Origin of the sequence: Marinilabilia salmonicolor (assembly GCF_003003035.1) — a bacterium.
Taxonomy (GTDB): domain Bacteria; phylum Bacteroidota; class Bacteroidia; order Bacteroidales; family Marinilabiliaceae; genus Marinilabilia; species Marinilabilia salmonicolor_A.
Window position 1 is genome coordinate 190,809 of the sequence record NZ_PVTS01000006.1, and the last position, 26,728, is coordinate 217,536.

A 26,728-nucleotide genomic window follows, 5' to 3' on the forward strand; every position below is an offset into this window, starting at 1 on the left:
TCTTTAGACATTAGAAGCTATAGGTTAGATAAAATCGTAAGACATTGACATTCTGTGTTTTATCAAAAACAATCATTTAAACTTAACGATTTAATTTCAGATCTTTGAAAGACAACCCCTGCCCAGGAAGGCAAAGCCGGAATGAGCCCGGGGTTAATCGACCGACACCACATGGTCTCTGAAAGAGGCCAACAAAAACCGAAAGAAAGAGAACAGCTCCGATTAAAACACCTCTCCTAACGTCCCTGAAAGGGGCAAATTTGAATAACCCCGGGCCATGAAGGCGAAGCCGGAATGAGCCCGGGGATAATCGACCGACACTACGAGGTCTCTGAAAGAGGCCAACAATAACCGAAAGAAAGAGAACAGCTCCGGTAAAAACACAACAACCAAATCTAATTCTTTCACCCGTGCCGGGGCTTTACCCTTTATCCTGTCATATACAAGCTACCATGCTGTCGCCCCCCGGAGCTGGAACAAACGGATTGAAAGGTAGTTTCATCACCATACTTTTCCTTTATCCTGGGAGAAAAACAAAGTTCATTCGTTTTGCTGGCGAAAACGGGACAGCTGGATGAAGCGGAAGTTTGGGTTATCAGTCAACAAAAAAGCACCGACAAAAGATCTTTGCCGGTGCTTCCTATATCAAAATGAACATCACTTTACCAAAATCAGGCAAATAAAACGTTTGTCGAACGGAACTAGTAAAATCAGTTTTTTCTACTCTCCAAAAACATCAATACAACCATATATAAATCAAAAAGGGACCGTTTCATTAAAACTGAAACGATCCCTTTCCTTAATCAAATATCGAAATAATTAAAAAATCACACTATTTGGCAGGTTCTTCTTTAAAGATTTCTTAGACATTTTATTTCCCTGAATTGAAAAATCAGGACCGGATACTACATCTTCGGTTCTTTCCTTTAAGGTAGAGAAAACAGTAAGACCTCTATAACTTCCTGCTTCTACACTAGCTGATTTCGTTTCTTCCTCAACAGGTGTGAATACCAAGTCATAATATCCATCAACCCAGCCACCTGCGGCTTCACTATCAATTAAATATCCATCACCTACACTAGACTCAGCAATAATAAGGTTGCCTTGCATGTTGAAGGTAAAATCAATCACTGAGGTAGTACTAACACCACCGGCATCAGTAGTGTAAAGAGTTGCATCATAAACGCCACTACTCAGTTCAAAATCAGGCAAAGTTTGTGGAGCAATAGACAACATACTGTTTGCAGCATCAAAATCAGCAATGATTTCAACGGCATAATCAACACCAGTAATAATCAAAGAGCTTTCATCGCTACCTTCTGAAATTGAAACTTCCATTTCTGTAGGACCATCACCAAATTGAGATTCACCAGACATTATAAAATCACCCATAAAGTCCGATTTACTATAAGAAACAGCTTCTTCAGAGTAATAAAAGATCTCAGAGAATTCGCCGAGGATGGTACCATCTTCATAATGGAACATCAGTCCTAAAGAATAAATGGTTACACCTTTTGAATTAACTTCAACAGAAGTATCAATATCACCGCTGGGTGAAACGTAAACCATTTGTCCCATATACTCTAGGCCGGTAGCCTGATTTTCAGGAATTATAACCTTGCCATCTTCTTCGTAATAGTAAAAAGCAAGTCCGTAACCGCCAGCATATAAATCAGAGAGATAGAATAAGTTTTTGTATTCACTCTCCTCATTATCAGGATCAGCATCTATTGCTGCGGAAATAGATTGACTCCAAACATCACTATAAGCATTAGATTCATATTCTCCTACTTCACCAGGAATCTCTTCATATTCGACATCATTGAAGTCTTCAATTTTTAGGTTAGCAGCAATGAAAGCTTCCTTGGTCATATAAATAATAGTTGGACTTGAAGCTCCATAAGCAGCACCATTATTATATCCAGCTTCACTGAAATATAAAGATGATGCTGGAAATGTAATTACATCTCCATTTTTCCTCCCAAGTGGATTTGCATCTTTATCATCAGAGATATTTCCAAACAATGATCCTATAGAAATCATTCCATACCCCCAGTCAACACCAATCTCATGGGCAAACATAAAAACTTCTCCTGTTGCATTATCAATCTCAATTGTAGTAGTATAATCTTTACTTTCATCAAAATCGCCTGGATCGTTATACGGATATCCGTCATGAATTCCATCTTCATCAGTGCCAGTAGCTACGTCATAAACATTTTTAAACCTATAACGTACAGCCCCTGAGACTTCTGCTTTTTCTGCCTGAACATACATTGGATAAGAACTTACTCCATATCCTCCGGAAAATGCGCCATCCACATAAATCATTGGCTCATCAACAGAAACCCATTGAATCCTTGTAGCATTGGCTTCAACATAGGGTATTTGAGAAGAGTAAGGATTTACAAATTCATCTCCTTCAACAGCAAGTTTCAGGTTATATGTTGTACCTTCAGCAGCCGTCGGAAAAGTAACTTTAAAATCCACTTCTGTCTCGCCATCTGCAAAACTAACTGTTTCAGGAACCTCGAATACATCATCATCATTTATTTCCTGAACAATAGGAACCTCTACTGCACCTGAAGAAACCTCACGCGCTATAGTAAGAGTCATCTCTGTAGCTTCAGTTGGCTCCAATTCTATCAATTGGGGATTAGATGCAGGAAAATAAACTCCCTGACATCCTTCCGGCACTTCAGGACTTGGAGTAACCGAATCTTCAAAATCATCACAGGCACTAAATGTAAAAACTGCCAGGACTGAAATTGCTATAAAAATTTTATTTAGTTTCATATTTGAATATTCTTTAGGGTAAAACATTAAAGATCAGCAACCGGTTCCGGAGCAGGAACAGAAGGATTATTATCGCCTTCTGACAATCCAGGATTGGCCTGAATCTCTGACTCAGGTATTCTCCACAACAAAATCGGATCATCCGGTGCAATATTAAACACCATGGTAGCATTTGGAAAACCACCACCTCTACGATCAACACCTGTTTCTAACCGCATAACATCAAACCAGTTTAATCCTTCTCCCCACAATTCAATGCGACGTTGACGGAAGACTTCTTCCTGAATTCCATCTGGAGAAGTGGCCTCACAAACATAAGCTGGATTTCGGTAAGCTTTAACAAATTCCTCCAGTGTAGTCTTTCCAGCATCAGGAGCTCCACCTTTTGCCTGTGCTTCGGCTTTAATCAAATACATCTCCTCAATACGCATCAAAGGAATATCACTGGCATTAGTTGAAGAACCAGCCTCTTCATTATACGGTGCAAATTTCACTTGAGTAAAAGGGGCAAAATCATAATCAGCAATTATTCCTTCATAAGCATTATTAAGATTCGGAGATTCTTGATATTCATCTAACCACCAACCTTTTCTAACATCATCCTCTTCAATAGTTTCATAAAGAGCTTTATTGATTTGTTTTCCTTTCGAATACCAGGCATATCCATAATTTAGAGATCCCATATGAGATAACCAGTTCACAATACCTGAAGTAACAACATCGTCAGTTTCTGCTATTTTAATTCCCCACATCCAGTTTGGCTCGTCCATGGTCCAGAAAGAAGGCTTGCTAACATCAGAAATCCCGGCAGGACTAACACCATCCGCCATGGCATTTTCAATTGCCTTAGTGGCATCGGCGGCAGCTTCAGTCCATTTCTCCATACTTAAATTAATACGTGCTCTAAGGCCATAAGCAACATATAAACTAAAGAATCGTTTATCCTCAGCCTTTTCTGTTATAACAGTTCTGGTTATTCCAGACTGTTTTGCACTTTCCAGTAATTCCAAAGCTGCTGAAATGTCAGAACTAATTAAACTATATACTTCTTCTACACTGCTGCGAGGTGTTCCATTTTGGGCAGCAACTTCAGCATTTTCATCAGTTATAATAGGAACACAAGGCTCTTGCTGATGCCCAACATATTTAAACTGATATAGTTGGGCCAAAACCCAATAATTGAAAGCCCGGGTTGCCAACCCCTGTGCCAAATAGAACTGAGAAGTAGGATCCTCAACATCAGCTGGAATGTTAGCAATAACATTATTAGCTGCATAGATCATTGAATACATATCGTTCCAAATAATCTGGCTCTCATAGGAAGTATAGTCTCTATCGGAGTAATCCAGGCTGTTACCTGTCCAGTTATAACCATTATCTTCACTCACCACATCATAACCATTGGCATCAGTGAATAACATAACAGAGGGATACCCGAAATCATTATGACGCTCAGCACCAATTGCATCCTCATTGGGCATATACTGACTAAACTGAGCAAAAATGGCATTCACCCCAGCAACAGCTTTATCGGGATCCTTACTCACAACTTCCTCCTTCTGATCAGAGGTAATAATGGATCCTTCCGGTTGCGTATCAAGTTTATCCTCACATCCAACAAACAGCGAGATGACAGGAACCATTAACGCAATAATATATTTTTTATTCATAGTACAAATCATTTAAAATTATTAGAATACTAAGCTAAGACCTCCTGATATTGTTCTGATTGGAGTATAACGCGCAGTAGTTGCAGCGGTAAAACTCTGACGGGGGTCTAACCCTTTACGACTTGTAAGTAAAGCAACATTATCGGCACTAAAATATATACGAAGCTTCTCAATATTAAATGTGCTAACTAAGTCGGAAGGAAGCGTATAACCAATTGTAATATTATTAATACTTAAATAGTCTGAACTGGTTAAGAATCTAGTAGAGGTTGAGTTCGCATACCTGTCATTAGCATCCAGTCGAGGCACATCTGTGTTTTTGTTATCGGGCCTCCAGGCATTGTAAATATCTTTATGCCAGTTATTTCCCGCAAAGCTTGAAGTCCCACCATGCATCAATCGAGCATAACCTGAATCGTAAATATCACCACCCAACTGATACGAAGCCTGAACAGAAGCATCAAAACCAAAGGCTTCAACTGAAGTTCCAAGACCTCCATAAACGGTAGGCAAGAGATCATCAGTCATTACTTTGTAAGACTGAGCTAATGTATAATCAGCTGTCCTTATCCGGGTACCTTCTTCATTTTCGGCCCAATACAACGCCTCTCCGGTTTCAGAATCTACACCGGCATAATCTACCAGATACATATGATACATAGACTCACCCTCTCTGTAGATTCTGGATCCATCAATCATTTCCCCTTCAAGATCAGGATGCAATTCATTAATCTTATTTTTTACAAATGTGGCATTGGCATTAACATTCCAAACCAGGTTATTTCTGTTAAAAATATTGTAGCTGAGATCAACTTCAATACCGGAGTTGGTCATTGACCCAATATTCATAGGAACAGATGTATACCCATTACTTCCGGCAACCGGTTTGTAATAAAGCATATCGCTTGACTTTCTTCCGAAATATTCCACAGTCCCAATTAATTGGTTGCGAAGCATTGCGAAGTCAAGACCTACGTTGTATGACGTTGAAGTTTCCCATGTGATATCCTTATTCCCTTTATAACTTAAAGCACCATCAGAGAATACACCATCGGCACCAGACATTCTGAATTGATCAAGATAGGCATAATAGTTACCAATATTATCATTACCCTGCTCGCCATAAGAGGCTTTCAATTTGAGCATATCAAGCCAGTCAGCTGACAAAAAAGGTTCCTTGGTAATAATCCATGCAGCACTCGCAGACCAAAAATCACCCCATCTATTATCGGGGTGGAAACGACTTGAAGCATCACGGCGATAAGCAACATTACCAAAATAAGTTTCCTTATATGAATAATTCACACGGCCAAATATTCCCTGTGTGGCATAAGTATCTAAAGCGCCACCACCATTGACATTATCAATCACATTATTAACATAGTAACTTTCAGGGTTATATAAATTTTGTCCGTTAGCATAAATGTACTCCGTTCTATAGTCATAACCGTCATATCCTATAGTAACATCAATACTATTATCCTCTCCGATTGTCTTTTGATAACTTCCAATATACTGTTGGTTAAATCCAACTGTCCGGGTTTGTTCTTGATAAGCAGTACCTCCATAAGAAGCACTTTGTCCCATATAAGCATTTCCTAAATCACCATATCTGGTATTATCCACATTCAAACCATACCTGGCAATTAACTTCAATCCTTGAACAGGACTTAATTCTGCATGCCACGAACTGTTAACAATATCCATCAAATAATCTGTCTTATTGTAAGTCAAGTCACCAGCAGGGTTAGCGATTGACATGAAAGATCGTGAATAATTTGTGCTCACACCATCACCATAATCATAAACTTTACGCCCATTATTAATCATAATTTGGCCATTTTCGCCATCACGAACATACAACGGATAGACTGGCGCGATATAGTTGGCAACAAAAAAAGCGTTTCCGCTGGAACTGGTATTGGTTTGTTCCTCAGGATAATCGCTCTGTACATTGTTATAATTAACATTAGCACCAACTTTCAACCATTCAGTAACTTCATGGTCTCCTTTAAAACGGCCAGAAAACCGTTCAAAACCGGAACCTGAGATTACTCCCTGGTCATCCAAATAACCGAAAGAAACATAATAACTCTGTTTTTCGGTTCCACCGGAAATTGAAATATTATATTCCTGCCGTGGATTATTTTGGAAAGTCTCATCAGCCCAATCATCGGGGGTATAAAAATACTCTCCATCGCTATACCCCAAAGTAGCATGTGGATTTAACTTTCCATTCGCTCCAATTAATAATTCCCCATCAGGAACAGTAAACACGGTATAGCCCAATCCACCTTCAGTTTCAGATGTTATTGTTGAATTGGCATAAATATTAGCATCAACCGGTGAATAGCCAAGATTATAGATTCCAGCATTATAAATAGCTCTATAAGCAGTTTCCATATAATTTTTGGAACTGGTCAAAACATCATAGTTTTCAACCGCGCGTGAATTAAAACCATATTTAACATTCAAGTTAACTTTAGCTTTACCACTACCCTCTTTGGTGGTAATCATTATAATACCATTGGCCCCACGAGCGCCATAAAGAGCTGTAGATGCGGCATCCTTCAGAACAGTCATTGACTTAATATCGGAAGTATTGATAGAAGACAAATCTCCATCAAACGGAATTCCGTCAACAACATATAACGGATCAGTACCGGCATTAATAGAACCGACTCCACGAACCCTAACTGTTGCTTCAGAACCGGGCTGACCATTATTACTCAACACCTGCACACCTGCAACGGCTCCTGATAATGCTTGCGAAACATTAGAAACCTGACGTTTCTCAATTTTTTCAGAACTAACCTCAGCTGCAGAACCGGTAAATGAACCTTTGGTAGAAGTACCGTAAGCTACTACAATTACTTCATCCATAGCAAATGATTCATCAACCATTCCGACATTTATAGTGCTCTGCCCTTCATAAATAACCTCCTGGGTTTGCATTCCAATAAATGAGAAAACAATAGTTTCTGCATCTTCCGGTACATTTAATGAGTATGTACCATCTACCTGGGTAACTGTACCCACAGTAGTTCCTTTAACAAAAACGGAGACACCGGGTATCGGCATACCGTCTTCACTTCCCGTAACAGTTCCTGTAATAGTTTGTGCTTGTGCTAAAACACTACCAAGCCCAAAAACCATGAGGAACGAAAGTGCTAAAAGTACTTTCTTCATAGATTATAGGTTTAAAATTAAAAAATAGAACAATAAGAAAACATTCCAATTTAGGAAATGTTTCCAACTTTTATTAGAATTTAACACATGATTTTTATCACAAAATTCTGCTCAAAAGCAGAATCATGACCTTTATCAGGTCTTTTCAAACATTTCGTTAAGGCGAAGGGAGGTTTTGGCAAGTTTCTGTCACAAATATATAACTTTTTGCTTTCAAAAAATAACCTAACCTGTTTTTTTTGATTTTTATCACAGTTTTACCCCCTATTCTGCCAAACAGATAGTCGTTTTTTTAACTATTATTCAGACTACACCCCTAAAAAATGGGGTAACATAACACAAACAAGCCTTTTTATCTTGAGTCCACCCTACATAAACGAAGCTTGCACAACAGCAGGTATGTTTTTTTTCTGCTGTAACCCTAAAAAAACAAACAATAGAAGATTTGGTTTAAATGTTAGTGAGATTTTGGTGAGTAGTGAGTAGTCAGTAGTCAGTAGTCAGTAGTCAGTAGTCAGTAGTCAGTAGTCAGTAGTCAGTAGTCAGTAGTCAGTAGTCAGTAGTCAGTAGTCAGTAGTCAGTAGTCAGTAGTCAGTAGTCAGTAGTTTGTTATCAGAAGAGTAGTTGATGTTTGAGAATTTGGAGGTTGGAAGTTGGAGGTTAGAATACGGGGTCTGTCAGCTCTTAGCTCACCTCTCACTCCTCAACTCTCAACTCTCTCCCCTCACATTCCCCATCTCATCGAAAGCCATTCGTTTTGAAAAAAGGATACTCAGAACAAGCGTTAACGTACATCCCACAAATATGGCCAACATAATCATCACCTGATATTTAATGGCAACGGCGGGGGAAGCTCCACCAAGAATTTGTCCGGTCATCATGCCGGGAAGTGAAATAAGTCCAATTACTGACATCGTTGCAAGTAACGGATTGAGGCCTTTTATTAGAGCATCCTGTATAAAAGGCCTCAGAGCAAGTCGGGAACTCCCGCTATTGGTCAGGAGAAAGTAATACAACTCTCTGTCCTTGTGAAGTCCTTTAAAGAAGGCCGTTAAACCGACTATATTATGATTAAGAGAGTTCCCAAGTACCATTCCCGAGATGGGGACAAAGTAACGGGCATCAAAGAAATAACCGGACTTTATAACCAGTCCCAGGAAGAATCCGTCAATAATAGTCATGGATATTAACCCGGCAATGATAAAAGGAAGCAAAAATTGCTTCCAGGAGATTCCCACTCTTTTTACCACGGTTGCTCCTCCAACCATAACCATTATTAAAACCCAGGCAGTGTTAATCCATGCATTGTTTTTCTCAAAAATCCATTCCAGGTAAACAGCGACCAAAAAAAGTTGGACAATCATCCGGAGCACACTTATTATAAGATCACCGTTTAACGTTACCTTATAATAACGGAATATCAAAACCGGAATAACCAAAATTGAAAACCCTAAAAGTAAATCCCAAAGTTTTATATCAATCATAGCAATTTATTATAGTTCTTGGCTCTTAGCTCATTCCTCAACCCTGTACCCCTAACCTCACCTCCTGCTCCATGGCTGCCCCCCATTCATGATGATGACTGGAAGAAATAACCGTTTTATCTTTAAGTCCACTGACAACTTTCAATAGTTTAAGGATGGCATCATCATCTAAGGAGGAAGTGGGTTCATCCAGTAAAACAATATCCCGATCCAACGAAAGACAAACCGCTATAACCACCCGTTGTTTTTGTCCTCCACTCATTTCATCGAAGGGGCGCACAAACATTTCCTTTTCCAACCCCAGCTGCCCCATAAGTAATTCAACGTCCCTTCGTTTGGATGAAACATTCAACATCCTGGTCAGTTCATCCCCATTGGAAACAGGTAAATTGATGTTTTGGGGAACATAAGCAATCTGTGAGCGAATATCTTTCACGGTATCTCTTCCCAGTTTCATCCCTCCCACTTGCACCGATCCACTATGAGGCTTCACATATCCCTGTATGATTTTCAGGACTGATGATTTGCCGGTACCCGAGTGGCCTGTAATACAAACTTTACTTCCTGCCTGCACAGAAAAAGAAAGGTTTTCAAAGATGGTTCCGGTTGAATATTTCAAAGTAACATTGTCAAATGATATCATATTATAATGTGTGGTCTATAATTATTTACAACAATCAGAAATACCGAACATACAAATATTTAGTGTCTTACTTCTAATATTCGTGTTTTTTTTGGCAAAATATTTTTAAAATGGCTACGCCATTTTCTTTGACGTCCACGAATTCTTGCAAGCAAGCGGCATAGCCGAGCGTCACGAATTAAACGAATTTGAGTCGCACTTGAAGTGCGACTTTAAACGGCTTCGTCGTCAAGAAAAGCTGGTTTTCAGCTTTTAATTCGTGGACAAACAAAGTAATAGTTTTTCCCTGACACCTTTCTAGAAAATATAATCTCACCTCCCTGACAGGACTAATCTCAAACACTCACGCCATCCTCAGCTCTCATTTCTCAACCTCAACCTCAGCCTTAACCTTAGCCTCAACTCTCAATTCTCAAGCTCAGCCTCAACCCCCAACCTCCCTCCTGCCCATTTTTATTTTCCCCGCCTTATGTTTATCTTTGCACGTTCGAAAAGACTTTAAACAGATAACTAATGATAAAAATAACATTACCTGACCAATCGGTACGTGAATATGCGGAAGGCATCACCGGTGAGGAAATCGCCAGGGATATCAGTCCCCGCCTGGCCAAAGAAGTACTGGCCATCACTGTGAACGATCAGTTGTACGATCTTCACCGACCGATTAAAGAGGACGCCAATATCAAACTCCATAAGTGGGAAGATGCAGAAGGCAAACATGCATTCTGGCACTCATCAGCCCACCTGTTGGCCGAAGCTTTAGAAGCGCTCTACCCCGGAATCAAATTTGGTATCGGTCCCGCCATCGAAAACGGTTTTTATTACGACGTGGATCCGGGCGACCGGGTAATTACAGATGCCGACCTGCCAAAGATTGAGAAAAAAATGCAGGAGCTGGCCCGCCAGAAAATGGAGTATCAGAGACGCGATGTCACCAAACAGGAAGCCATCGAGTTTTTTGAGAAGAAAGGTGATCCCTATAAAGTGGAACTGATCAGCGAGCTGGAAGACGGTACCATCACATTTTATGAGCAGGGAAATTTTACTGACCTTTGTCGTGGACCTCACCTGCCCAACACAGCATCCATCAAAGCCATCAAACTTCTGAGTATTGCAGGAGCTTACTGGCGCGGTGATGAGAAACGCAAACAGCTTACCCGTGTTTATGGTATCACTTTTCCAAAGCAAAAATTACTGGAAGAACATTTGCAAAAGCTCGAAGAAGCAGCCAAGCGGGATCACCGGAAATTGGGGAAAGAGCTGGAGCTTTTTGCCTTTTCACAACGCGTAGGACAGGGACTGCCATTATGGCTACCCAAAGGAGCTAAACTGCGCGAACGTCTGGAAAATTTCCTGAAAAAAGTCCAGTTAAAATACGGCTACGAGCAGGTGATCACACCACATATCGGACAGAAAGAGTTGTATGAGACCTCCGGTCACTATGCAAAGTACGGAGCCGATTCTTTTCAGCCTATTCACACACCCGCCGAAGGTGAAGAGTTTCTGTTGAAACCCATGAACTGCCCGCACCACTGCGAGATATACAACGTTAAACCCCACTCCTACCGTGACCTTCCGGTTCGTTTTGCCGAATTTGGAACGGTTTACCGCTATGAACAAAGTGGCGAGTTACACGGTTTAACACGGGTACGCGGCTTTACCCAGGACGATGCCCATATTTTCTGTCGCCCCGATCAGTTAAAAGATGAATTCAAGAAAGTGATTGACATCATCTTTTACATTTTCAAGGCGTTGGATTTTAAAGATTACATCGCTCAGATTTCTTTACGCGATCCCGACAACAAGGAAAAGTACATCGGGTCTGATGAAAACTGGGAAAAAGCAGAGCAGGCAATTATCGAAGCTTGTGATGAAAAAGGTCTGGAAACAGTGGTTGAAACCGGAGAAGCAGCCTTTTACGGGCCTAAACTGGACTTCATGGTGCGTGACGCCATAGGACGGAAGTGGCAGCTGGGAACCATTCAGGTGGATTACAACCTGCCCGAACGGTTCAATCTGGAATACATCGGTCAGGATAATCAAAAGCATCGTCCCATCATGATCCACCGGGCTCCTTTTGGAAGTATGGAACGTTTTGTGGCCGTATTGATTGAGCACACAGCAGGAAAATTCCCGTTGTGGCTGACTCCTGAGCAGGTAGTTATTCTGCCCATCAGCGAAAAATTCAATGAATACGCAAAAAATGTTTCAAATTTCCTGAATAATTCCGATATTCGCGCCGTATTAGATGAGCGTAATGAGAAGATAGGTAAAAAGATACGCGATAATGAATTAAAGCGCATCCCTTACCTGTTGATTGTTGGTGAGAAAGAAGCAGAAAACAACCAGGTATCTGTACGCAGACAAGGTGAAGGAGACCAGGGTGTTATGTCGCTCAAAGAATTTGCTTCCTTCATTAAAAATGAAGAGCAGAAACTTTTGGAAGAAATAGAAAAGTAAGACCTCAGCAAAAGAGGTTACAGAATAAATTAACCAAATCGAATTGTTTAACTAAAAGGGATCTTTAAAACAGGCAATATTCAGAAGATGATTAAAATTTAGGATGATTACCCTGATTTTTTCGGATCAAAGCGAAAGTTTGCATTTTTAAAGATTACCTAAAAGTAAAGGAGGGTTTAGATATAGGAAGACCAAGAAAAAATACCGGACGCAACCCCAAAGATGAACTCAGGTACAGGACAAATCGTCAAATCCGGGTGCCTCAGGTACGACTGGTAGGCGATAACCTTGAGAATCCGGGGGTTTACCCGACACAGGAAGCCATGAAAATGGCTGATGAACTGGAATTGGACTTGGTGGAGATTTCACCAAAGGCTGATCCTCCAGTATGTCGGATCATTGATTATCAAAAGTTCCTCTATCAACAAAAGAAGAAACAAAAGGAACAGAAGCAGAAAGCAGTTCAGGTTTCGGTTAAGGAGGTCAGATTTGGCCCCAACACCGATGAACATGACTACAATTTCAAGCTGAAACATGCGGAAAAATTCCTCAATGACGGCGATAAAGTGAAAGCTTTCGTATTCTTCAAAGGACGAAGCATCCTGTTTAAGGAAAAAGGCGAGATTCTATTGCTCCGCCTGGCTCAGGACCTTGAAGAGTTAGGAAAAGTGGAACAGCTGCCCAAACTGGAAGGAAAACGCATGACCATGTTTCTTTCGCCCAAGAAGAAAAAGTAGTTGTCTATTTTTTGAACTAAATATATAGAACAATGCCAAAAATGAAGACGAATTCCAGTGCGAAAAAGCGTTTTTCAATCACTGGAAGCGGAAAAATCAAGCGTAAGCACGCTTTTAAAAGTCACATTCTGACTAAGAAATCGACTAAAAGAAAGCGTAACCTGACTTATTTTGGTGAGGTACACAAAGCTGACACAAACAACGTGAAGCTTCAGCTTGCCATGAAGTAAGTTAGAGGTTAGGGATTAGAAGTTAGAGATTAGACATTAGAAAATGCCAATTTCCGTGAAAGCTTCTCAAATCTCAATAACCAGTTGCTTACAAAATTATTTTTAATCATTGAATGAATTAGCAGGAAGAGCCCGCAGAAAGGGACGCTAACCATTCTAAAAAACAGTAAAAATGCCTAGATCAGTAAACACTGTTGCTTCAAGAGCACGAAGAAAAAAGGTGATGAAACTCACCAGAGGGTATTTTGGCCGTCGTAAAAACGTATGGACAGTTGCCAAAAATGCCTGGGAAAAGGGTATGGTTTATGCCTACCGTGACCGTAAAGCCAAGAAAAGAAACTTTCGCTCATTGTGGATTCAGCGTATCAACGCTGCTGCACGTCTCGAAGGCGTATCTTACAGCCGCCTGATGGGAATGATGAAAGATCAAAACATCGACATCAACCGTAAGGTTCTTGCCGACCTGGCTGTTAACCACCCCGATGCTTTCAAAGCTGTGGTGAAAAAAGCCATGAACAAGAACTAAACGTTCAGATAACATTTTTAAAGCCCGCAATTATTTTGATTGCGGGCTTTTTTTGTCTCTCTGCATTTCGTTTCCCCTGCCCCTCTGCCCCTCGTTTCCGAACGAGGGGCTTTCCTTCCGTCGTCTCCTGACGACAAAACTCAGGATATCAGCACACCGCTTTCTAAATAATTGATATCATTCGGAATTCTCGTCAGAGACAAGGGGTTGCAGCCCCCTCGATCGGAATCGAGGGGGAGAGAGCGGATTCGGACTTATATGTGAACTTTGAGTACTTTCTTTTTATCAAGGAAAACAAAATTTCACATAACATAGAAATTGAACTAATGAGATAATTCCCTCTTTAGTTCAACATATAATGGATTAGTAGAAAGTACATAACCACCCTCTTCAATTTCCATATTAAATTCTGTTTCGATTGTCAATTTCTCTTTTATTTTTTGAGAGAGACTCACAAATTTATTAAAACAAATTTCAGGTTCTCTTTCTGCAAACATAAAAGAAACACTTTCAACCTTTCCGGTGGATGTCGAAATACATTGTACACTACACTTGCTTTCGATAAGTTCATCAATCTCCTTCGGATTGAAAATTTCTTTGATAGAATTAATTATTAAACTTTTGGGTTTATAGTTGAATACTACAGGTTCAGGAATTTGTCCCGCAGCAGTTCTTGGACGAGGCAACTCATTAAATTCCCCATCAAAGTTTACATACTTATAAATTGTATCATTATCAAAAACAGATATCGTTTTTATTAGTGTATCTCCTAAAAAATGACTCTGACTTTTTGTGGTAATTCCAAATATAAGAACCAGGACTATTATAATTGAAGTTCGCATAAATGATGTTTTTTAAAAACAGTTTGATATATTAATAATATGGTCTATTGCATGAGGATAGCTTAAATTCGAACTTAAAGGTGAACTATACGAGTTGGTATATTGATTAAACAATTTAAGCCATTTTTGATAATCAGTTGAAGTTATGCTAAAAGGATTTTCCTGAAGAGATTGAATCCATCTTGTATATTGATCTTTAACCGATTGCGGCGCAGAGCTTTCATAAAATGCCATACAACAATTTGCTGCAGTAATATCCCTATACAACTTCGCCTCAAACTCAATATTAACATTTCCCGCCGCGTTATAATACTGCGAAATCCCTCCGGCATAAAAAGCATCCTGAAAAGCATGAAAAAACTCCTCTTTCAGTTTGCCTGATGAGATGGCATCATTGTTCCGAAAAGAAAAAGTTTTAGATGCGGGATCATAACCGGCAAAACCACCTAATGAACTATCCATCTTGAAATTGAATTTCTTTCCTTGAGCCACCAGTTCATTGTAGATGTATTCATCTGAACAGACTCCTATCAACTCATCCAATGCATCCTCCAATAAAAGAGTCTGAGACGGAAGTAGCATATTGTTTAAGGCAATACTATTGGTAAGTGGTTGTAATGAAGCTGAAGGCAAATATGCTCCTCCTCCACCTCCTAAAGTCCCAAATTCGGAAGAAGGTCGGGTAAACAAAGAACTACCACCACCTGCAGAACTAAAGGCTGCTGTGAAAACATACTGATCTTCGGAATGACAAACCCTCTTGGTAGAAGAATAACCGGCATAAGAGACTTCTAAATTGTAACAATACCTTATATGTAAAATTGTTACACTTTTCAACAGATTAGATGATTGATTTCTACTAGGCAAAAAACAATTTTTCACTTCTCCCTCCTCATACTTCCATCCATTGGCAAAACTACCATCCAAATGATTGAAAACAATCAAACCCGAGAAATCAGCTCCACGGTAATAATAATCGATGGAATCGATGCTTCCACCCGAAGCCAGGTATTCCTGATCAGGAATTACGGTCATCATAAAGCCGCGGGTGGTTCCGGTTTCTTCGTTGGTCTGAACCACAAAGCGGGTGCGGGAAGGCAAATCTTCATCTTTAGGACCAGACTGGCCACTTTTTAAGTCACCTATGCCATTTAAGGCCTCGATGTACGCCTCTTCATCCTACACACTATAAACGGGAACCTCCACATTCCTGATATGCTCAATACGGCGGGTCAGGCCACTTTCCCAGTCGCCAAGCAATGGAAGAGTCTGCTTTGGGCTGCCGGTGCTCTTGGTCTGAGATTTAAACTCCATTAGAACATCTCCACCTGTCTGACTGTAAAACCAGTCACACGCCGAGGAGAGGGACTCATAGTCAGGAACCACTTCTTCCTGAGCAGGATCAACTATTAATTCATCTTGTTCACAACTGATAAAAAACACGGAAAGAAAAAAAGAACAGGCCACACCTGTGGCGGAAAGAATCTTTTTCATGGGTATTAGGGTTTTAATTCAACAATAATGAGTAGTAAAATAAAGAAATTTTGAAATAAATTACAAGTTTTGGTTTTACCGATTAATTAATTTTTACCTCATCCTTTCTCTCACTGCCGCATGAGGTAATTTTCTTCGGTCCAAATCCAATAACAGAGATTATACATAAATCTCACACCATCTGTTCTGGTAGAATTTCCCATTCCCATGAACCATCGACCAAAATTCTCTATTTTCGGCCCTTAAATTTTCAAAAACAGAGAAATCCTATCCATTTGACATTCTCCCCCAAAAGAGCAAACTTATGTCAAATTATTTTTTACTAACAACCGAAAGCAACAAACATAAAACAACTAAACAACAACTACCTTCAACCTAAAACCCAAAACAATGGCAAATACATATCACCAAATGTATGTGCAGACTGTATTTGCAGTCAAATACAGAGATGCAGTCCTGGAAAAGAAATGGAGAGGAACCTTTTTCGGTGTTATGGGAAACCTAATCAACGAAAAAGGTTGCAAGAACATCATTGTCACCGGAGTGGAAGATCACGTGCATTGTTTTATTGGTCTCAAACCAACCTGGGCTGTTTCCGACCTGATGAAGATAGTTAAGGCAAAATCATCCAAATGGCTCAATGAAACCAATTACTTAGTTTCTGTCCATAAAGTCCCGTTTACTGCGTTACGCCATTAGCGGAAATTGCTCATTAACTCAAGTAAACTCCCCATTTCCGTTAATGGCAAGCCTTGTAAACGGAACCTTCTGAACAGAAACAGCGAACTTGAGAAACTTTACTTAGTTTATTGACGGACTCTACTTAAGCCATCGTTTCGAATGGCAAACAGGTTTTGGATGCTTTACCTACAACCAATCTCACATCCACCGGGTTTACCGATATATCCAAAACCAGGAAGAACATCACCGGAAAAAACAATTTCTGAAAGAATACACTCAATTACTGCAAGCTTTCAAGATAGATTATGATCCCAGATATATTTTTGATGAGTTGAAATGATGTCCTATGTCCTATGTAAAATTTGATTTAATAATTACCTGATTTCCATTAAAGCTCCATAGGAGCGAACCATATTATAATCCTGGAATTTATTCCAGGGGATTCCGGAGGATAAAAACCAAGCCCCAATAGCCACCTACCCTTTGCCCCCACTTATCATATTTTGTTATCTTTGTGTTTTGTCAATCTAGTAATCACAAAAACCTTACAATATGAAGATAGCATTGATTGGATACGGAAAAATGGGGAAAGAGATTGAAAAAATTGCTCAGTCGCGCGGTCATGAAATTGTGTCACGCATTGACCCTGTGGCCACAGGAGAGGACTTTGGCGATGGCAATTTTGAGAAGGCAGATGTGGCCATCGAATTCACCATTCCCAAAGTTGCTTTTTCCAACTATCAGAAATGCTTTGAGTACAACAAGCCGGTGGTTTCCGGAACTACCGGATGGCTGGATAAATTGCCCGAAATAAAAAAGGCATGTGAAAAGGACGGCCAGACGTTCTTTTATGCCTCCAATTTTAGTGTGGGAGTAAATATCCTTTTTGAACTTAACCGTCACCTGGCGAAAATCATGAACGATCTCGACGATTATGATGTGGAGATGACTGAAGTGCACCACACCCAGAAACTGGATGCCCCCAGTGGAACTGCCATCACCCTTGCTGAAGATCTGCTGGAAAATATCGATCGGAAGAAAGAGTGGAAACTCGACAAAGGAGAAAAAGAGAGCGATCTGGTTATAAGGGCAGAACGAGAAGGCGACGTGCCGGGAATTCACACCGTAAAATACGAATCGGAAGTGGATGAAATAACTATTCATCACAGTGCCAAGTCACGTCAGGGATTCGCTCTTGGCGCGGTTCTTGCTGCGGAATTCGCAGCTAAAAACAAAGGCTTCCTGGGCATGCGCGACATGCTTAAATTCTAACAATACAACACAGAGGCACAATGTCATACCGGCATTGTGTCTATGCGTTCAACAAAAACATAACCTACAATGATAAAACTGCAGAATGTAAAAAGGGCAAGTTGGATAAAATTCAGTTTAGCGGCCCTTTTATTTGTTTTATGGGTCATCTGGTTGGAGAACTTCTGGTTTTTACTGGGACTTCCTGTTATTTTTGACCTTTACATCACAAAGTTTATCCCCTGGGATGCCTGGAAAAAAACCAAGGACGGCAGCAAACCACCAGCATGGAAAGAGTGGCTCGACGCACTGGTTTTCGCTCTGGTTGCAGTTTATCTTATCAACATCTTTTTCTTTCAGAACTACAAGATTCCAACCTCCTCGCTGGAAAAAACGCTACTGGTTGGGGACCATCTTTTTGTGAGCAAGATGAGTTATGGTCCGAGAATTCCTCAGACTCCCCTCTCCTTCCCGTTGGTTCAGAATACGTTTCCGATCATCAATACCAAATCGTACAGTGAAAAGCCACAATGGGATTACAGGCGCCTGGCAGGTTTTGGAGAGGTCGAAAGAGGAGACATCGTGGTCTTCAACTTTCCTGCAGGAGATACCGTGGCATTTCTACAGCCCAATCCATCCTACTTCAACATCATCAGACAATACGGTCAAAGCCGCCTGAGAGGATCAGAAAATGGAGACTATCAAAATCTTCCGGAATACCAGCAACGCCTGATGGAACGAAAACTGGGTGCCGATTTTGTAAAAAACAATCCCAACGATTTTGGAGAAGTAATTGGTCGTCCTGTTGACAGACGCGACAACTATGTAAAAAGATGCGTAGCACTTCCGGGCGACACCTTTAAAATCAGGAATAATCAAATTTTCATCAACGGAGCATTGTTTGAGGAACCAGAAGGTGTTCAGCACAATTATCACATTATCACCGATGGAACCACGCTGAACAAAAAGTTTTATGAACGTTTGGATATCAGCGATCCGGAGCGGTATGCCGGACGACAGGGCCCTTACTACTCGCTGCCTTTGACACAGTCCATGGTGGACGAAATAAAAAAGATGCCTTTCATAGAACAGATTGCCATTGCCGAATCGGAACCTGACAGTTCCGGAATGCAGGTATTCCCCTACAGCAAAAACTTCCCCTGGAGTCGCGACAATTACGGTCCGGTTGTGATGCCTCAGAAAGGAACTACTGTTTCCATTTCGATGGAAAATATTCTTTTATATGAACGAGTAATCCGCAACTACGAAGGGAATTCACTGGAGGTAAAGAATCAGCAAATATACATAAACGGAGAACCGACTGAAGAGTACACCTTCCAGATGGATTACTATTTCATGCTGGGTGATAATCGCCACAACTCAGCCGATTCGAGATACTGGGGGTTTGTGCCCGAGGACCACATCATCGGCAAGCCGCTTTTGGTTTGGCTCTCACTGGATAAGAACAAGTCCTTTCCGATGAATATCCGCTGGAACAGATTCTTCAAATACGCAGGAGAATAAAATGATCCGACTGATTTACACAATAACGCTTTCAGTATTCATTATTTTTGCTGCCCTGTGGTTCCACATCATCTGGATACCACTGGCAGCATTAATTTTGTTATGGCTCAAATGGAGATACCGACACAGGTATGCCACATTGAAAAGTGATTTTGTACGAAATCATCCCAAGGTATTCACTACCCTGTCAGCTCTCTGGATTGCAGGGATAGGCTTAGGAATAGGACTTTTAATATATCGCTTCGGCGTGGAACTTATTTCAGTCCCTTCCGCATCCATGGAAAAAGCCATCAATCCCGGCGACTACATCATCGTCAATAAATTGATACCCGGACCGAGAAGGTTTCCTGAAGACCCGGAAAAATACTTCCGGATGAAGGGAACGTCGGATCTGAAAAGAGGTGATGTCATTCTTTTCAATTTTCCGGAAGGCGATACCATTCTGGAGAACAGACCCGATGAAAGCTATTACTACCTGAAGCGTCACTACAACAATTTTGACCGGCTAAGACAGATTCGCAAATGGGGCAACCTGGTTCCGTTGAAAGTCAAGAACCGTCCCCGTTTTGTAAAACGTGTTGCAGGGCTGCCCGGAGATACCATTACCATTTACAACGGAGTGCTGTTGATAAACAATCAGGAAGCCTATCTTGCCGGCACGGTCATAAAAAAATTTCGTTGGGACAATACGGAAAAGGCTTTTAAAAAAGCTGAACAACGCAAGTGCTTTCTAAACCATTATCAACAATCCGGCAATCTCATTGTAGAGATGACCCGGGAAGCTTTTCAACAATTACCGGACAGTATCAGTCAGCATCTGAATCCTGCCTTGCTCGAAAGAAATGTTCCGGACATTCACACCTTTCCCTTTGATAAATCAACCGGCTGGAACACCGATTTCATGGGGCCGGTAATTATCCCGGGCCGGGGAACTACCATTGATGTCTCACCTGAGAACATAAATATTTACAAACGTGCCATTACCGTTCATGAAGGGAACAGCTTATCGCTTAAAGAGGGACAGGTCTTTATTAACGGCAGGCCCCGAAAGAATTACACTTTTAAAATGGATTATTACTGGGTGATGGGTGACAACCGGCCAAAATCCTTCGACAGCCGATTTTGGGGGTTACTCCCCCAAAACCACATCATTGGAAAAATACCTGAAAAGTTTATACATTTAGGGGGAGAATGAGGGATGAGCAAAGAGAAATGAGTTTTAGGGTTTAGGTGCTCCTCTAATCACATCCAATAAATCATTCAACCGGACACTCATGATTTACAACATAATAAACCATTAAATACCACAACCATGCGCAAACAGTCATTTTCACTTTGGGGCTTTGTTATAGCGGCTCTGATACTTGTTTTCTTCTCTGTGCAGAATGCCGGTGAAGTTGCCTTTAAGTTTTTTATATGGGAACCCTACCTTCCCTTATCGGTATTGCTCATTGTGGCTTTCCTGCTGGGATTAATTGTGGGTATGATCTTCTCATTCCGTTCTTCCGGAAAAAAGAAAGAAAAATCCAAAGAAAAACCAATTGAACCTCCAAAGGAAGAAGATATCAAACCGGAATGGACGGAAAACACTGAGAAAGAGTAAAACTGAGAAAGATTACCCTATGTTGGAAACACCATTGCTTTGCCAGGCCTGCTTTGGGCCTGTGGAATATTTTGCGCAATTATCAAAGGGCAAAGCCATTATTGAGAAACATTCTCACTACACCAGACAAACATACCGGAACCGCTATAACATCATGGCGGCAAACGGTTCTTTATCCCTTACCATACCGGTGGAAAAGGAGAAAAACAGAAAGGTACATGACAAAGATATAAAAATTGCCTATCACACCCCCTGGCAACACAACCATTGGCAATCGTTGGTCTCTGCCTATAATTCGTCTCCTTTCTTTCAGTTCTATGCCGACGAGATTGAACCTTTTTTCACAAAAAAATATTCCCGTCTTTTTGATTTCAATCTGGACTCCACAAACCTAATCTGCGATTTACTGGGAATTGATGTTGAAATCAACTTCACTGAAGAATTTGTGAACTCGCAATCAGACGAAATACTGGACCTGAGAGAACATATCCATCCCAAAAAAACAATCAATCCTATACTCACCGGCACCTCAACAGTTCCTTACAAGCAGGTATTTGATGAGCGCCACGGGTTTCAGCCCAATCTGAGCATTCTCGATTTATTATTTAATAAAGGCCCCGAAGCGTTTTTGGTTCTTGAGGAAATGAAAGGGGAATAGAGTTTTGGGTTCTGTGTTGTGGAGTAAGTGGTGAGAAATGAGGGATGAGAGTTGAGCTATGAGCTTCTGCCTTCTGCCTCCTACCCCCTATCCTTCCCATCCATTTTCTCCCACAGTTCCACGCCCTGATTTACAATTTCTTCATGATCAAAAGCCAGTGGGGGCAACTCCTCAAGCGGAAACCATCTGGCATCCGATGCGTCATCAGCCCCTTTTACATCAGCAATCCCCTCCAGAGCCGATAAAAATGCCACAGTAACCGTTCGGTGACGGGGATCCCGCCCGACTTTTCCAAAAGCACCAATCTGATGAACTTTGCCCCCTCGAAGGCCGGTCTCTTCTTCCAGTTCACGAACAGCAGTGGTCTCAATGTCTTCATCCATTTCTGCAAAACCGCCCGGCAAGGCCCACATATCCTGAAAAGGGGGTTTCTCCCGTTTAATCAATAAAAGTTTTGCTTCCTTCAGAGAACTACCTGCCAATGCGACCACATCGGCTGTGACGGCAGGACGGGGATAATCGTAACAATATTTTTGTTGCATCAGACGAAATTATGACTTATTCGGAGGTTTGAATGATTCGTTTTATAACTCTTAGATGGTGAGTATAAGCACGTTCCTCTTTATTGTAAATGCCCTGATGATCAAAAGCATCAATGCGAACGGAACCACTGGCATGCAATATGCGCCCCTGACCAAGACACAATCCAACATGCACAATTGCTCCCTCCTCATTATCGAAAAAAGCCAGATCACCGGTTCCCGCTTCTTCCACAAAGCTCACAACTTCACCATAATTAATTTGCTGAGAAGCATTCCTGGGCAAAAACACACCGCCGGCTTTATATACATTCTGAACCAATCCGCTGCAATCGATGCCATAAAAAGTTCGCCCACCCCACAGATATGGGGCATTTAGGTATCCACGGGCCACTTCTTCCAAGTCAAAGCGTCCGGAAGGCAGCGTTCCCTGCCAGAAATATTCGTCAGAACCGATTCTGATGGCATTGCGATCATCGCTGTTAAATACCACACGGCTCCCGGATGAAAGGAGCATAGGTGTAGAATCGGACTCCCGAATTACTTTTACAAATGGCTTTGTGACAATATGTCCTGAGGAACGATTCCAGTGCTCAACATCCCGCTCTTCCATTTTGGTAACCAGTTTGCTGTCAATCCAGCCCCTATAGCCGTCATAATGACATTGTATCTGAACCCACCCGGGCTGATGTTCCAATATGTCAAAACTTTCACCAAACAATATCTGGGTTTCCAGTTGAGCCCCTTCCGATGGCTCTGTGCGTACCGGAATAAATCCGTAAGTACATATGGATTGTGTCATTTATAATGAATTTTTAATACCGTGCCGTCTTTTAAAACAAAAAGCAGACCAAAAAGTAGAGCCAATGAACCATCGGGCTGAACCTTTTCACTATATTAGTACTTTAAATTAAGAAAATAAAGTCACATTACCGCAGCGCGGTTCATTTTTATCAACCGGCCCGGGAAACCAAGGTTTTACAAGACAAAAACAACAGATAGTATGTCAGGTTTTTTCTCTAATATCAAAGATAACGCTACAGCCATCTACCGGATATTAATATTTCTATCCGCCATTGCATTGGTGGTTTATATCCTGCCGCGTGAAGGAAAATTTCCTTATGAGTACAGCAAAGGGAAACCCTGGAAGCATGAAATGCTCATTGCCCCTTTTGACTTCCCCGTATATAAAAGCCAGAACGAATTACAGAACGAAAGAGACAGTATTCTTGATAATTTCCGTCCTTATTTCAATTTCGACACGCTCCGTAAAGCAGAGCAAACCAACAGAATCCGGATTGAATTTGACAATAAAAAGGATGAACTGACAGAAAAATATCCTTTCCTGCTGGATACTCCGGCGAGAAAAGATTCCAATCTCTGGAGCATCATCAAGGAAACCACAAAAAAGGAACTGATAAAAATATACAACAAAGGATTAATCAACCTACCTGAACAATACATCAATGCAAGTCCTGCTTTTGAGTTAATACTGGTCAGGAATAATTTCGCAGAACCTTCCGGACTCAGTGAATTCCATAATTATCAGAGTGCCTATCAGCAAATTACACTACACATATTCAGGCAGATGAAGGAGTTAACAGAGGTGGATCAGCAGGTGCTGGACAATCTGGTTTCCGACCTTCAGATTAATAAATACCTGGAGCCAAATATTAATTTTGACCACGAAAGAACAACCCGTGAAAGAGATAAGATACTCAAAAACATGAGCCTTACCAGTGGCATTGTGTTGTCGGGACAAAGAATCGTAGATACCGGAGAGATCATTGACGACAAAACAGTAAAAATACTGGACTCACTAAAGAAAGAGTACGAAACATCTCTGGGAAGCGGGTCGGGCTATTACTTCATCTTGCTGGGCCAGGTACTTTTCACATTACTGTTTATGGGATTGATTTATCTGTTCCTTTATTTCTTCAGACGAGATGTTTACAACAACCTGCTGTCCATATCCTTTATGCTGATCATGGTAATTGGAATGTTGTTGCTGGTAAGATTATCCAGGTTGTTCGATTTTTTTCCGCTTTACATCATCCCGTTTGCCATATTGCCCATAATCATCCGGACCTTTTTTGATTCACGGCTGGCCTTCTTCATGCATGTAATCACCATACTGATGGGGGCTTTCTTCACTCAAAACAGTTTTGAGTTTGTGTATATGCAGGTACCAATCGGGCTGATTGCCATTTTCAGCCTGTTCAGAATGGTTCGCCGCGAACAACTGGTGCGGGCATCCATTTTCATTGTACTTGCCTACTCGGGCTTCTACACAGCCATGGCTATCCTGCAGGAAGGGGATCTGCAAAACATCGATTTATCTTTGTACGGTCAGTTTTTCATTAACGGTGCCTTTATACTGCTGGTATATCCTCTTATTTATGTGTTTGAGAAAGCGTTCGGATTTATTTCGGATGTAACACTGGTGGAGCTGTCTGACACCAATCATCCTCTGCTGCGCAAACTGGCAGAGAAAGCCCCGGGCTCTTTCCAACACTCACTGCAGGTCGGAAACCTGGCCCAGGAGGCGGTATATCGTATTGGTGGAAATCCATTGCTGGTAAGGGCCGGTGCTATGTATCACGATATTGGCAAAACCGTCTCTCCCATCTTCTTTACGGAAAACCAGAATACCGGCTTTAATCCTCATACCAATCTGGATTATGAAAAAAGTGCCCAATCCATCATTCAACACATTGAAAAAGGAGTGAAAATTGCCAGAAAGCACAAACTACCCGAACAAATCATCGACTTCATCCGGACGCATCAGGGAACCACTAAGACCAAATATTTCTACAACTCCTATCTTAATGAAAATCCTGACAAAAAACCGGACATTTCTCAATTTACCTACCCCGGCCCTACACCTTTTACCAAAGAGACGGCCATATTGATGATGGCGGATGCCGTGGAAGCTGCTTCAAGAAGTCTCAAAAAATATACCGACGTGGAAATTGAGAAACTTGTGGAAAACATTATTGAAAGTCAGATTGATGAAAACCAGTTTGTCAACGCCCCCATCACATTCCGTGAAATAACGCAGGTAAAAGAGGTGTTCAAGCAAAAACTCAAGAACATCTACCACGCCAGAGTGGAATATCCTGAGTTGAAAAACCAGGATACCCCGCAGACTTCAGAAAACAGGGAACCGCAAACCCCTCCGGATGCGCCGGATGAGTAAAGGGGAACAAGAGATGAGAGGTGAGCTACGAAGCATGAGCTACGAGCTATGAGCTTAAGTCTATAAGACAGACAACGGGTTTGAATAGCTATCCAGGCAGAAGGCAGAAAAATTCAAACGGCCTTAATGCAATCTATATTAACTTTCACTATTGTCCGAAAAAAACCATTACAATAATTGTTTGGCAGGGTTGGTAGGGGTTGATTTTCGGCAAAGCCGAAAATCAACCCCTACCAACCCTCAATATCCTGCAAAAGCCTGTCATTGCGAACATAGTGAAGCAATCTCAATTTTTTAACCGGACACCAATGATTAACTTTATAAAAAAGTTACCAGTAATAAACCAAAGAAAGCCTCCTATAGATGAAAGAGATCATTTGTGACACGAATATTTGGTACGATCTGGGAAAAGGATTGATTCAAAAACCGAAGAATGTAAAACTGATAGCTACTTGGGTCAATATAATTGAGCTAGGTTTCTCCCATCCAGAAATAAAAGAAAAACTAAATCCAGATGACACCATTAATGCAGCAAAAGCAATATTGAACTATTCTGACGAAATTATAGAACAGAATGCATTTGCTTATCCTTGCGCAAAAGTTGAAAAAGGAGTAGAACTTAAATCACAACCTTCAATCCTTTCGATACTTAAAGACATAGCAGATACTGGCTTGCCAAGTAATTCGACATATCACACACATAAATATAGATATGATTACTTTATTGATATGAAGAATAATTTTGCTGATACATATAATAGAGAAAAGAGGAATATTCGTTCCAAGGAAATATACAATAGAGCTAGCAGAGAAAGTTTTAAAAAATCAGATTCAGCTCAGATTGAAGAACATGTTCTAGGTTTGCTATCTGATATTAGGGATTATCTTAACAAAGAGCAACAATTAGAGATCGTTTTCCCTGATGATGATAGTTTTCATAGAACATTAGAAACAATTAAGATTCAATTAGAATGCTTCATTTACACAAGACAGACTTTTGCAAAAAAAAGTATCCTTGAGAAAAATATGAAAATACAACCAAATGATTTCTTCGACTTGTTAAATTTGATTTATGTTGGAAATGATAAACTCTACTGGACAAAAGATAAACGCTGGATAACATCAATTAAAGAAGCGAAAATGGAAAAATATTTGTATAATTAATTACTACTGCTACACGCAATATAACCAATGGCGGGCCA

Annotated in this window: 22 protein-coding genes; 12 read left to right on the plus strand and 10 right to left on the minus strand. The window is 40.9% G+C overall.

Annotated features, from left to right (window positions below; translation table 11 throughout):
• Positions 1 to 819 precede the first annotated feature (819 nt).
• The 5 genes from BY457_RS08080 to BY457_RS08100 form a co-directional block, all read right to left on the minus strand.
• Positions 820 to 2,796: a hypothetical protein gene (locus tag BY457_RS08080; protein WP_106152823.1), complete on the minus strand. Its 1,977-nt coding sequence runs from the start codon at positions 2,794 to 2,796 to the stop codon at positions 820 to 822.
• 26 nt (positions 2,797 to 2,822) lie between these two features.
• Positions 2,823 to 4,466: a RagB/SusD family nutrient uptake outer membrane protein gene (locus tag BY457_RS08085; protein ID WP_106152824.1), complete on the minus strand. Its 1,644-nt coding sequence runs from the start codon at positions 4,464 to 4,466 to the stop codon at positions 2,823 to 2,825.
• Positions 4,467 to 4,487: 21 nt separating this feature from the next.
• On the minus strand, positions 4,488 to 7,655 hold the full coding sequence (locus BY457_RS08090; protein ID WP_106152825.1) for a SusC/RagA family TonB-linked outer membrane protein: 3,168 nt from the start codon (positions 7,653 to 7,655) through the stop codon (positions 4,488 to 4,490).
• 710 nt (positions 7,656 to 8,365) lie between these two features.
• Positions 8,366 to 9,139, minus strand: coding sequence for an ABC transporter permease (locus tag BY457_RS08095; RefSeq protein WP_106152826.1), 774 nt, complete (start codon positions 9,137 to 9,139; stop codon positions 8,366 to 8,368).
• A gap of 37 nt (positions 9,140 to 9,176) precedes the next feature.
• Positions 9,177 to 9,782: an ABC transporter ATP-binding protein gene (locus BY457_RS08100; RefSeq protein WP_106152827.1), complete on the minus strand. Its 606-nt coding sequence runs from the start codon at positions 9,780 to 9,782 to the stop codon at positions 9,177 to 9,179.
• A gap of 513 nt (positions 9,783 to 10,295) precedes the next feature.
• Here BY457_RS08100 and thrS point away from each other — a divergent pair.
• From thrS to rplT, 4 genes are all read left to right on the plus strand, one after another.
• Positions 10,296 to 12,242, plus strand: a complete 1,947-nt coding sequence (thrS, locus tag BY457_RS08105; protein ID WP_106152828.1) for a threonine--tRNA ligase — start codon at positions 10,296 to 10,298, stop codon at positions 12,240 to 12,242.
• Positions 12,243 to 12,424: 182 nt separating this feature from the next.
• The gene (gene infC, locus BY457_RS08110; protein ID WP_106152829.1) at positions 12,425 to 12,979 is read left to right on the plus strand and encodes a translation initiation factor IF-3; all 555 of its coding nucleotides are present in this window, start codon (positions 12,425 to 12,427) and stop codon (positions 12,977 to 12,979) included.
• A gap of 41 nt (positions 12,980 to 13,020) precedes the next feature.
• Complete coding sequence (gene rpmI / locus BY457_RS08115) at positions 13,021 to 13,209, plus strand: 50S ribosomal protein L35 (protein ID WP_444542987.1); 189 nt, start codon at positions 13,021 to 13,023, stop codon at positions 13,207 to 13,209.
• Positions 13,210 to 13,381: 172 nt separating this feature from the next.
• Positions 13,382 to 13,735, plus strand: coding sequence for a 50S ribosomal protein L20 (rplT, locus tag BY457_RS08120; RefSeq protein WP_106152830.1), 354 nt, complete (start codon positions 13,382 to 13,384; stop codon positions 13,733 to 13,735).
• Positions 13,736 to 14,058: 323 nt separating this feature from the next.
• Here rplT and BY457_RS08125 read toward each other — a convergent pair whose 3' ends face one another.
• The 3 genes from BY457_RS08125 to BY457_RS08135 all read right to left on the minus strand — a co-directional run bounded on the left by BY457_RS08125 (position 14,059) and on the right by BY457_RS08135 (position 16,071).
• The gene (locus BY457_RS08125) at positions 14,059 to 14,577 is read right to left on the minus strand and encodes a hypothetical protein (protein WP_106152831.1); all 519 of its coding nucleotides are present in this window, start codon (positions 14,575 to 14,577) and stop codon (positions 14,059 to 14,061) included.
• 12 nt (positions 14,578 to 14,589) lie between these two features.
• Complete coding sequence (locus BY457_RS08130) at positions 14,590 to 15,678, minus strand: hypothetical protein (protein ID WP_106152832.1); 1,089 nt, start codon at positions 15,676 to 15,678, stop codon at positions 14,590 to 14,592.
• 78 nt (positions 15,679 to 15,756) lie between these two features.
• Positions 15,757 to 16,071 (minus strand): hypothetical protein, encoded by a 315-nt coding sequence (locus BY457_RS08135; RefSeq protein ID WP_106152833.1) that lies wholly within the window; start codon positions 16,069 to 16,071, stop codon positions 15,757 to 15,759.
• Positions 16,072 to 16,461: 390 nt separating this feature from the next.
• Between BY457_RS08135 and tnpA the strand changes: the two genes are divergently transcribed.
• The 6 genes from tnpA to BY457_RS08170 all read left to right on the plus strand — a co-directional run bounded on the left by tnpA (position 16,462) and on the right by BY457_RS08170 (position 21,788).
• Positions 16,462 to 16,770: an IS200/IS605 family transposase gene (gene tnpA / locus BY457_RS08140; protein ID WP_258176668.1), complete on the plus strand. Its 309-nt coding sequence runs from the start codon at positions 16,462 to 16,464 to the stop codon at positions 16,768 to 16,770.
• A gap of 534 nt (positions 16,771 to 17,304) precedes the next feature.
• Complete coding sequence (gene dapB, locus BY457_RS08150; protein WP_106152834.1) at positions 17,305 to 18,024, plus strand: 4-hydroxy-tetrahydrodipicolinate reductase; 720 nt, start codon at positions 17,305 to 17,307, stop codon at positions 18,022 to 18,024.
• 69 nt (positions 18,025 to 18,093) lie between these two features.
• Positions 18,094 to 19,527: a signal peptidase I gene (lepB, locus tag BY457_RS08155; protein ID WP_106152835.1), complete on the plus strand. Its 1,434-nt coding sequence runs from the start codon at positions 18,094 to 18,096 to the stop codon at positions 19,525 to 19,527.
• Position 19,528: 1 nt separating this feature from the next.
• Positions 19,529 to 20,722: a signal peptidase I gene (lepB, locus tag BY457_RS08160; protein WP_106152836.1), complete on the plus strand. Its 1,194-nt coding sequence runs from the start codon at positions 19,529 to 19,531 to the stop codon at positions 20,720 to 20,722.
• Positions 20,723 to 20,839: 117 nt separating this feature from the next.
• Positions 20,840 to 21,130, plus strand: coding sequence for a LapA family protein (locus BY457_RS08165; RefSeq protein ID WP_106152837.1), 291 nt, complete (start codon positions 20,840 to 20,842; stop codon positions 21,128 to 21,130).
• Between the two features lie 19 nt (positions 21,131 to 21,149).
• Positions 21,150 to 21,788 (plus strand): WbqC family protein, encoded by a 639-nt coding sequence (locus BY457_RS08170; RefSeq protein WP_106152838.1) that lies wholly within the window; start codon positions 21,150 to 21,152, stop codon positions 21,786 to 21,788.
• Positions 21,789 to 21,868: 80 nt separating this feature from the next.
• Here the strand turns inward: BY457_RS08170 and BY457_RS08175 are convergent, their stop codons facing one another.
• Both BY457_RS08175 and BY457_RS08180 read right to left on the minus strand, forming a co-directional pair.
• A complete protein-coding gene (locus BY457_RS08175) occupies positions 21,869 to 22,330 on the minus strand; it encodes an NUDIX domain-containing protein (protein WP_106152839.1) in 462 nt (153 codons plus the stop codon).
• 16 nt (positions 22,331 to 22,346) lie between these two features.
• Positions 22,347 to 23,129: a C40 family peptidase gene (locus tag BY457_RS08180; protein WP_106152840.1), complete on the minus strand. Its 783-nt coding sequence runs from the start codon at positions 23,127 to 23,129 to the stop codon at positions 22,347 to 22,349.
• A gap of 201 nt (positions 23,130 to 23,330) precedes the next feature.
• Between BY457_RS08180 and BY457_RS08185 the strand changes: the two genes are divergently transcribed.
• Entirely contained in the window at positions 23,331 to 25,526 is a 2,196-nt protein-coding gene (locus tag BY457_RS08185) for an HD family phosphohydrolase (RefSeq protein ID WP_106152841.1), read from the plus strand.
• A 363-nt stretch (positions 25,527 to 25,889) separates the two neighbouring features.
• Entirely contained in the window at positions 25,890 to 26,690 is an 801-nt protein-coding gene (locus tag BY457_RS08190; protein ID WP_106152842.1) for a hypothetical protein, read from the plus strand.
• The last annotated feature ends 38 nt before the right edge of the window (positions 26,691 to 26,728 follow it).

What these genes read in the sequence shown, in the direction of transcription:
- rplT (WP_106152830.1), top strand. Translation starts at nt 13,382, where the DNA reads ATGCCTAGATCAGTAAACACTGTTGCTTCAAGAGCACGAAGAAAAAAG.
- BY457_RS08090 (WP_106152825.1), bottom strand. Translation starts at nt 7,655, where the DNA reads ATGAAGAAAGTACTTTTAGCACTTTCGTTCCTCATGGTTTTTGGGCTT.
- dapB (WP_106152834.1), top strand. Translation starts at nt 17,305, where the DNA reads ATGAAGATAGCATTGATTGGATACGGAAAAATGGGGAAAGAGATTGAA.
- lepB (WP_106152835.1), top strand. Translation starts at nt 18,094, where the DNA reads ATGATAAAACTGCAGAATGTAAAAAGGGCAAGTTGGATAAAATTCAGT.
- BY457_RS08190 (WP_106152842.1), top strand. Translation starts at nt 25,890, where the DNA reads ATGAAAGAGATCATTTGTGACACGAATATTTGGTACGATCTGGGAAAA.
- BY457_RS08180 (WP_106152840.1), bottom strand. Translation starts at nt 23,129, where the DNA reads ATGACACAATCCATATGTACTTACGGATTTATTCCGGTACGCACAGAG.
- BY457_RS08095 (WP_106152826.1), bottom strand. Translation starts at nt 9,139, where the DNA reads ATGATTGATATAAAACTTTGGGATTTACTTTTAGGGTTTTCAATTTTG.
- BY457_RS08135 (WP_106152833.1), bottom strand. Translation starts at nt 16,071, where the DNA reads ATGAAAAAGATTCTTTCCGCCACAGGTGTGGCCTGTTCTTTTTTTCTT.
- thrS (WP_106152828.1), top strand. Translation starts at nt 10,296, where the DNA reads ATGATAAAAATAACATTACCTGACCAATCGGTACGTGAATATGCGGAA.
- BY457_RS08085 (WP_106152824.1), bottom strand. Translation starts at nt 4,466, where the DNA reads ATGAATAAAAAATATATTATTGCGTTAATGGTTCCTGTCATCTCGCTG.
- lepB (WP_106152836.1), top strand. Translation starts at nt 19,529, where the DNA reads ATGATCCGACTGATTTACACAATAACGCTTTCAGTATTCATTATTTTT.
- BY457_RS08100 (WP_106152827.1), bottom strand. Translation starts at nt 9,782, where the DNA reads ATGATATCATTTGACAATGTTACTTTGAAATATTCAACCGGAACCATC.
- BY457_RS08175 (WP_106152839.1), bottom strand. Translation starts at nt 22,330, where the DNA reads ATGCAACAAAAATATTGTTACGATTATCCCCGTCCTGCCGTCACAGCC.
- BY457_RS08125 (WP_106152831.1), bottom strand. Translation starts at nt 14,577, where the DNA reads ATGCGAACTTCAATTATAATAGTCCTGGTTCTTATATTTGGAATTACC.
- BY457_RS08170 (WP_106152838.1), top strand. Translation starts at nt 21,150, where the DNA reads ATGTTGGAAACACCATTGCTTTGCCAGGCCTGCTTTGGGCCTGTGGAA.
- rpmI (WP_444542987.1), top strand. Translation starts at nt 13,021, where the DNA reads ATGAAGACGAATTCCAGTGCGAAAAAGCGTTTTTCAATCACTGGAAGC.
- BY457_RS08165 (WP_106152837.1), top strand. Translation starts at nt 20,840, where the DNA reads ATGCGCAAACAGTCATTTTCACTTTGGGGCTTTGTTATAGCGGCTCTG.
- tnpA (WP_258176668.1), top strand. Translation starts at nt 16,462, where the DNA reads ATGGCAAATACATATCACCAAATGTATGTGCAGACTGTATTTGCAGTC.
- BY457_RS08185 (WP_106152841.1), top strand. Translation starts at nt 23,331, where the DNA reads ATGTCAGGTTTTTTCTCTAATATCAAAGATAACGCTACAGCCATCTAC.
- BY457_RS08080 (WP_106152823.1), bottom strand. Translation starts at nt 2,796, where the DNA reads ATGAAACTAAATAAAATTTTTATAGCAATTTCAGTCCTGGCAGTTTTT.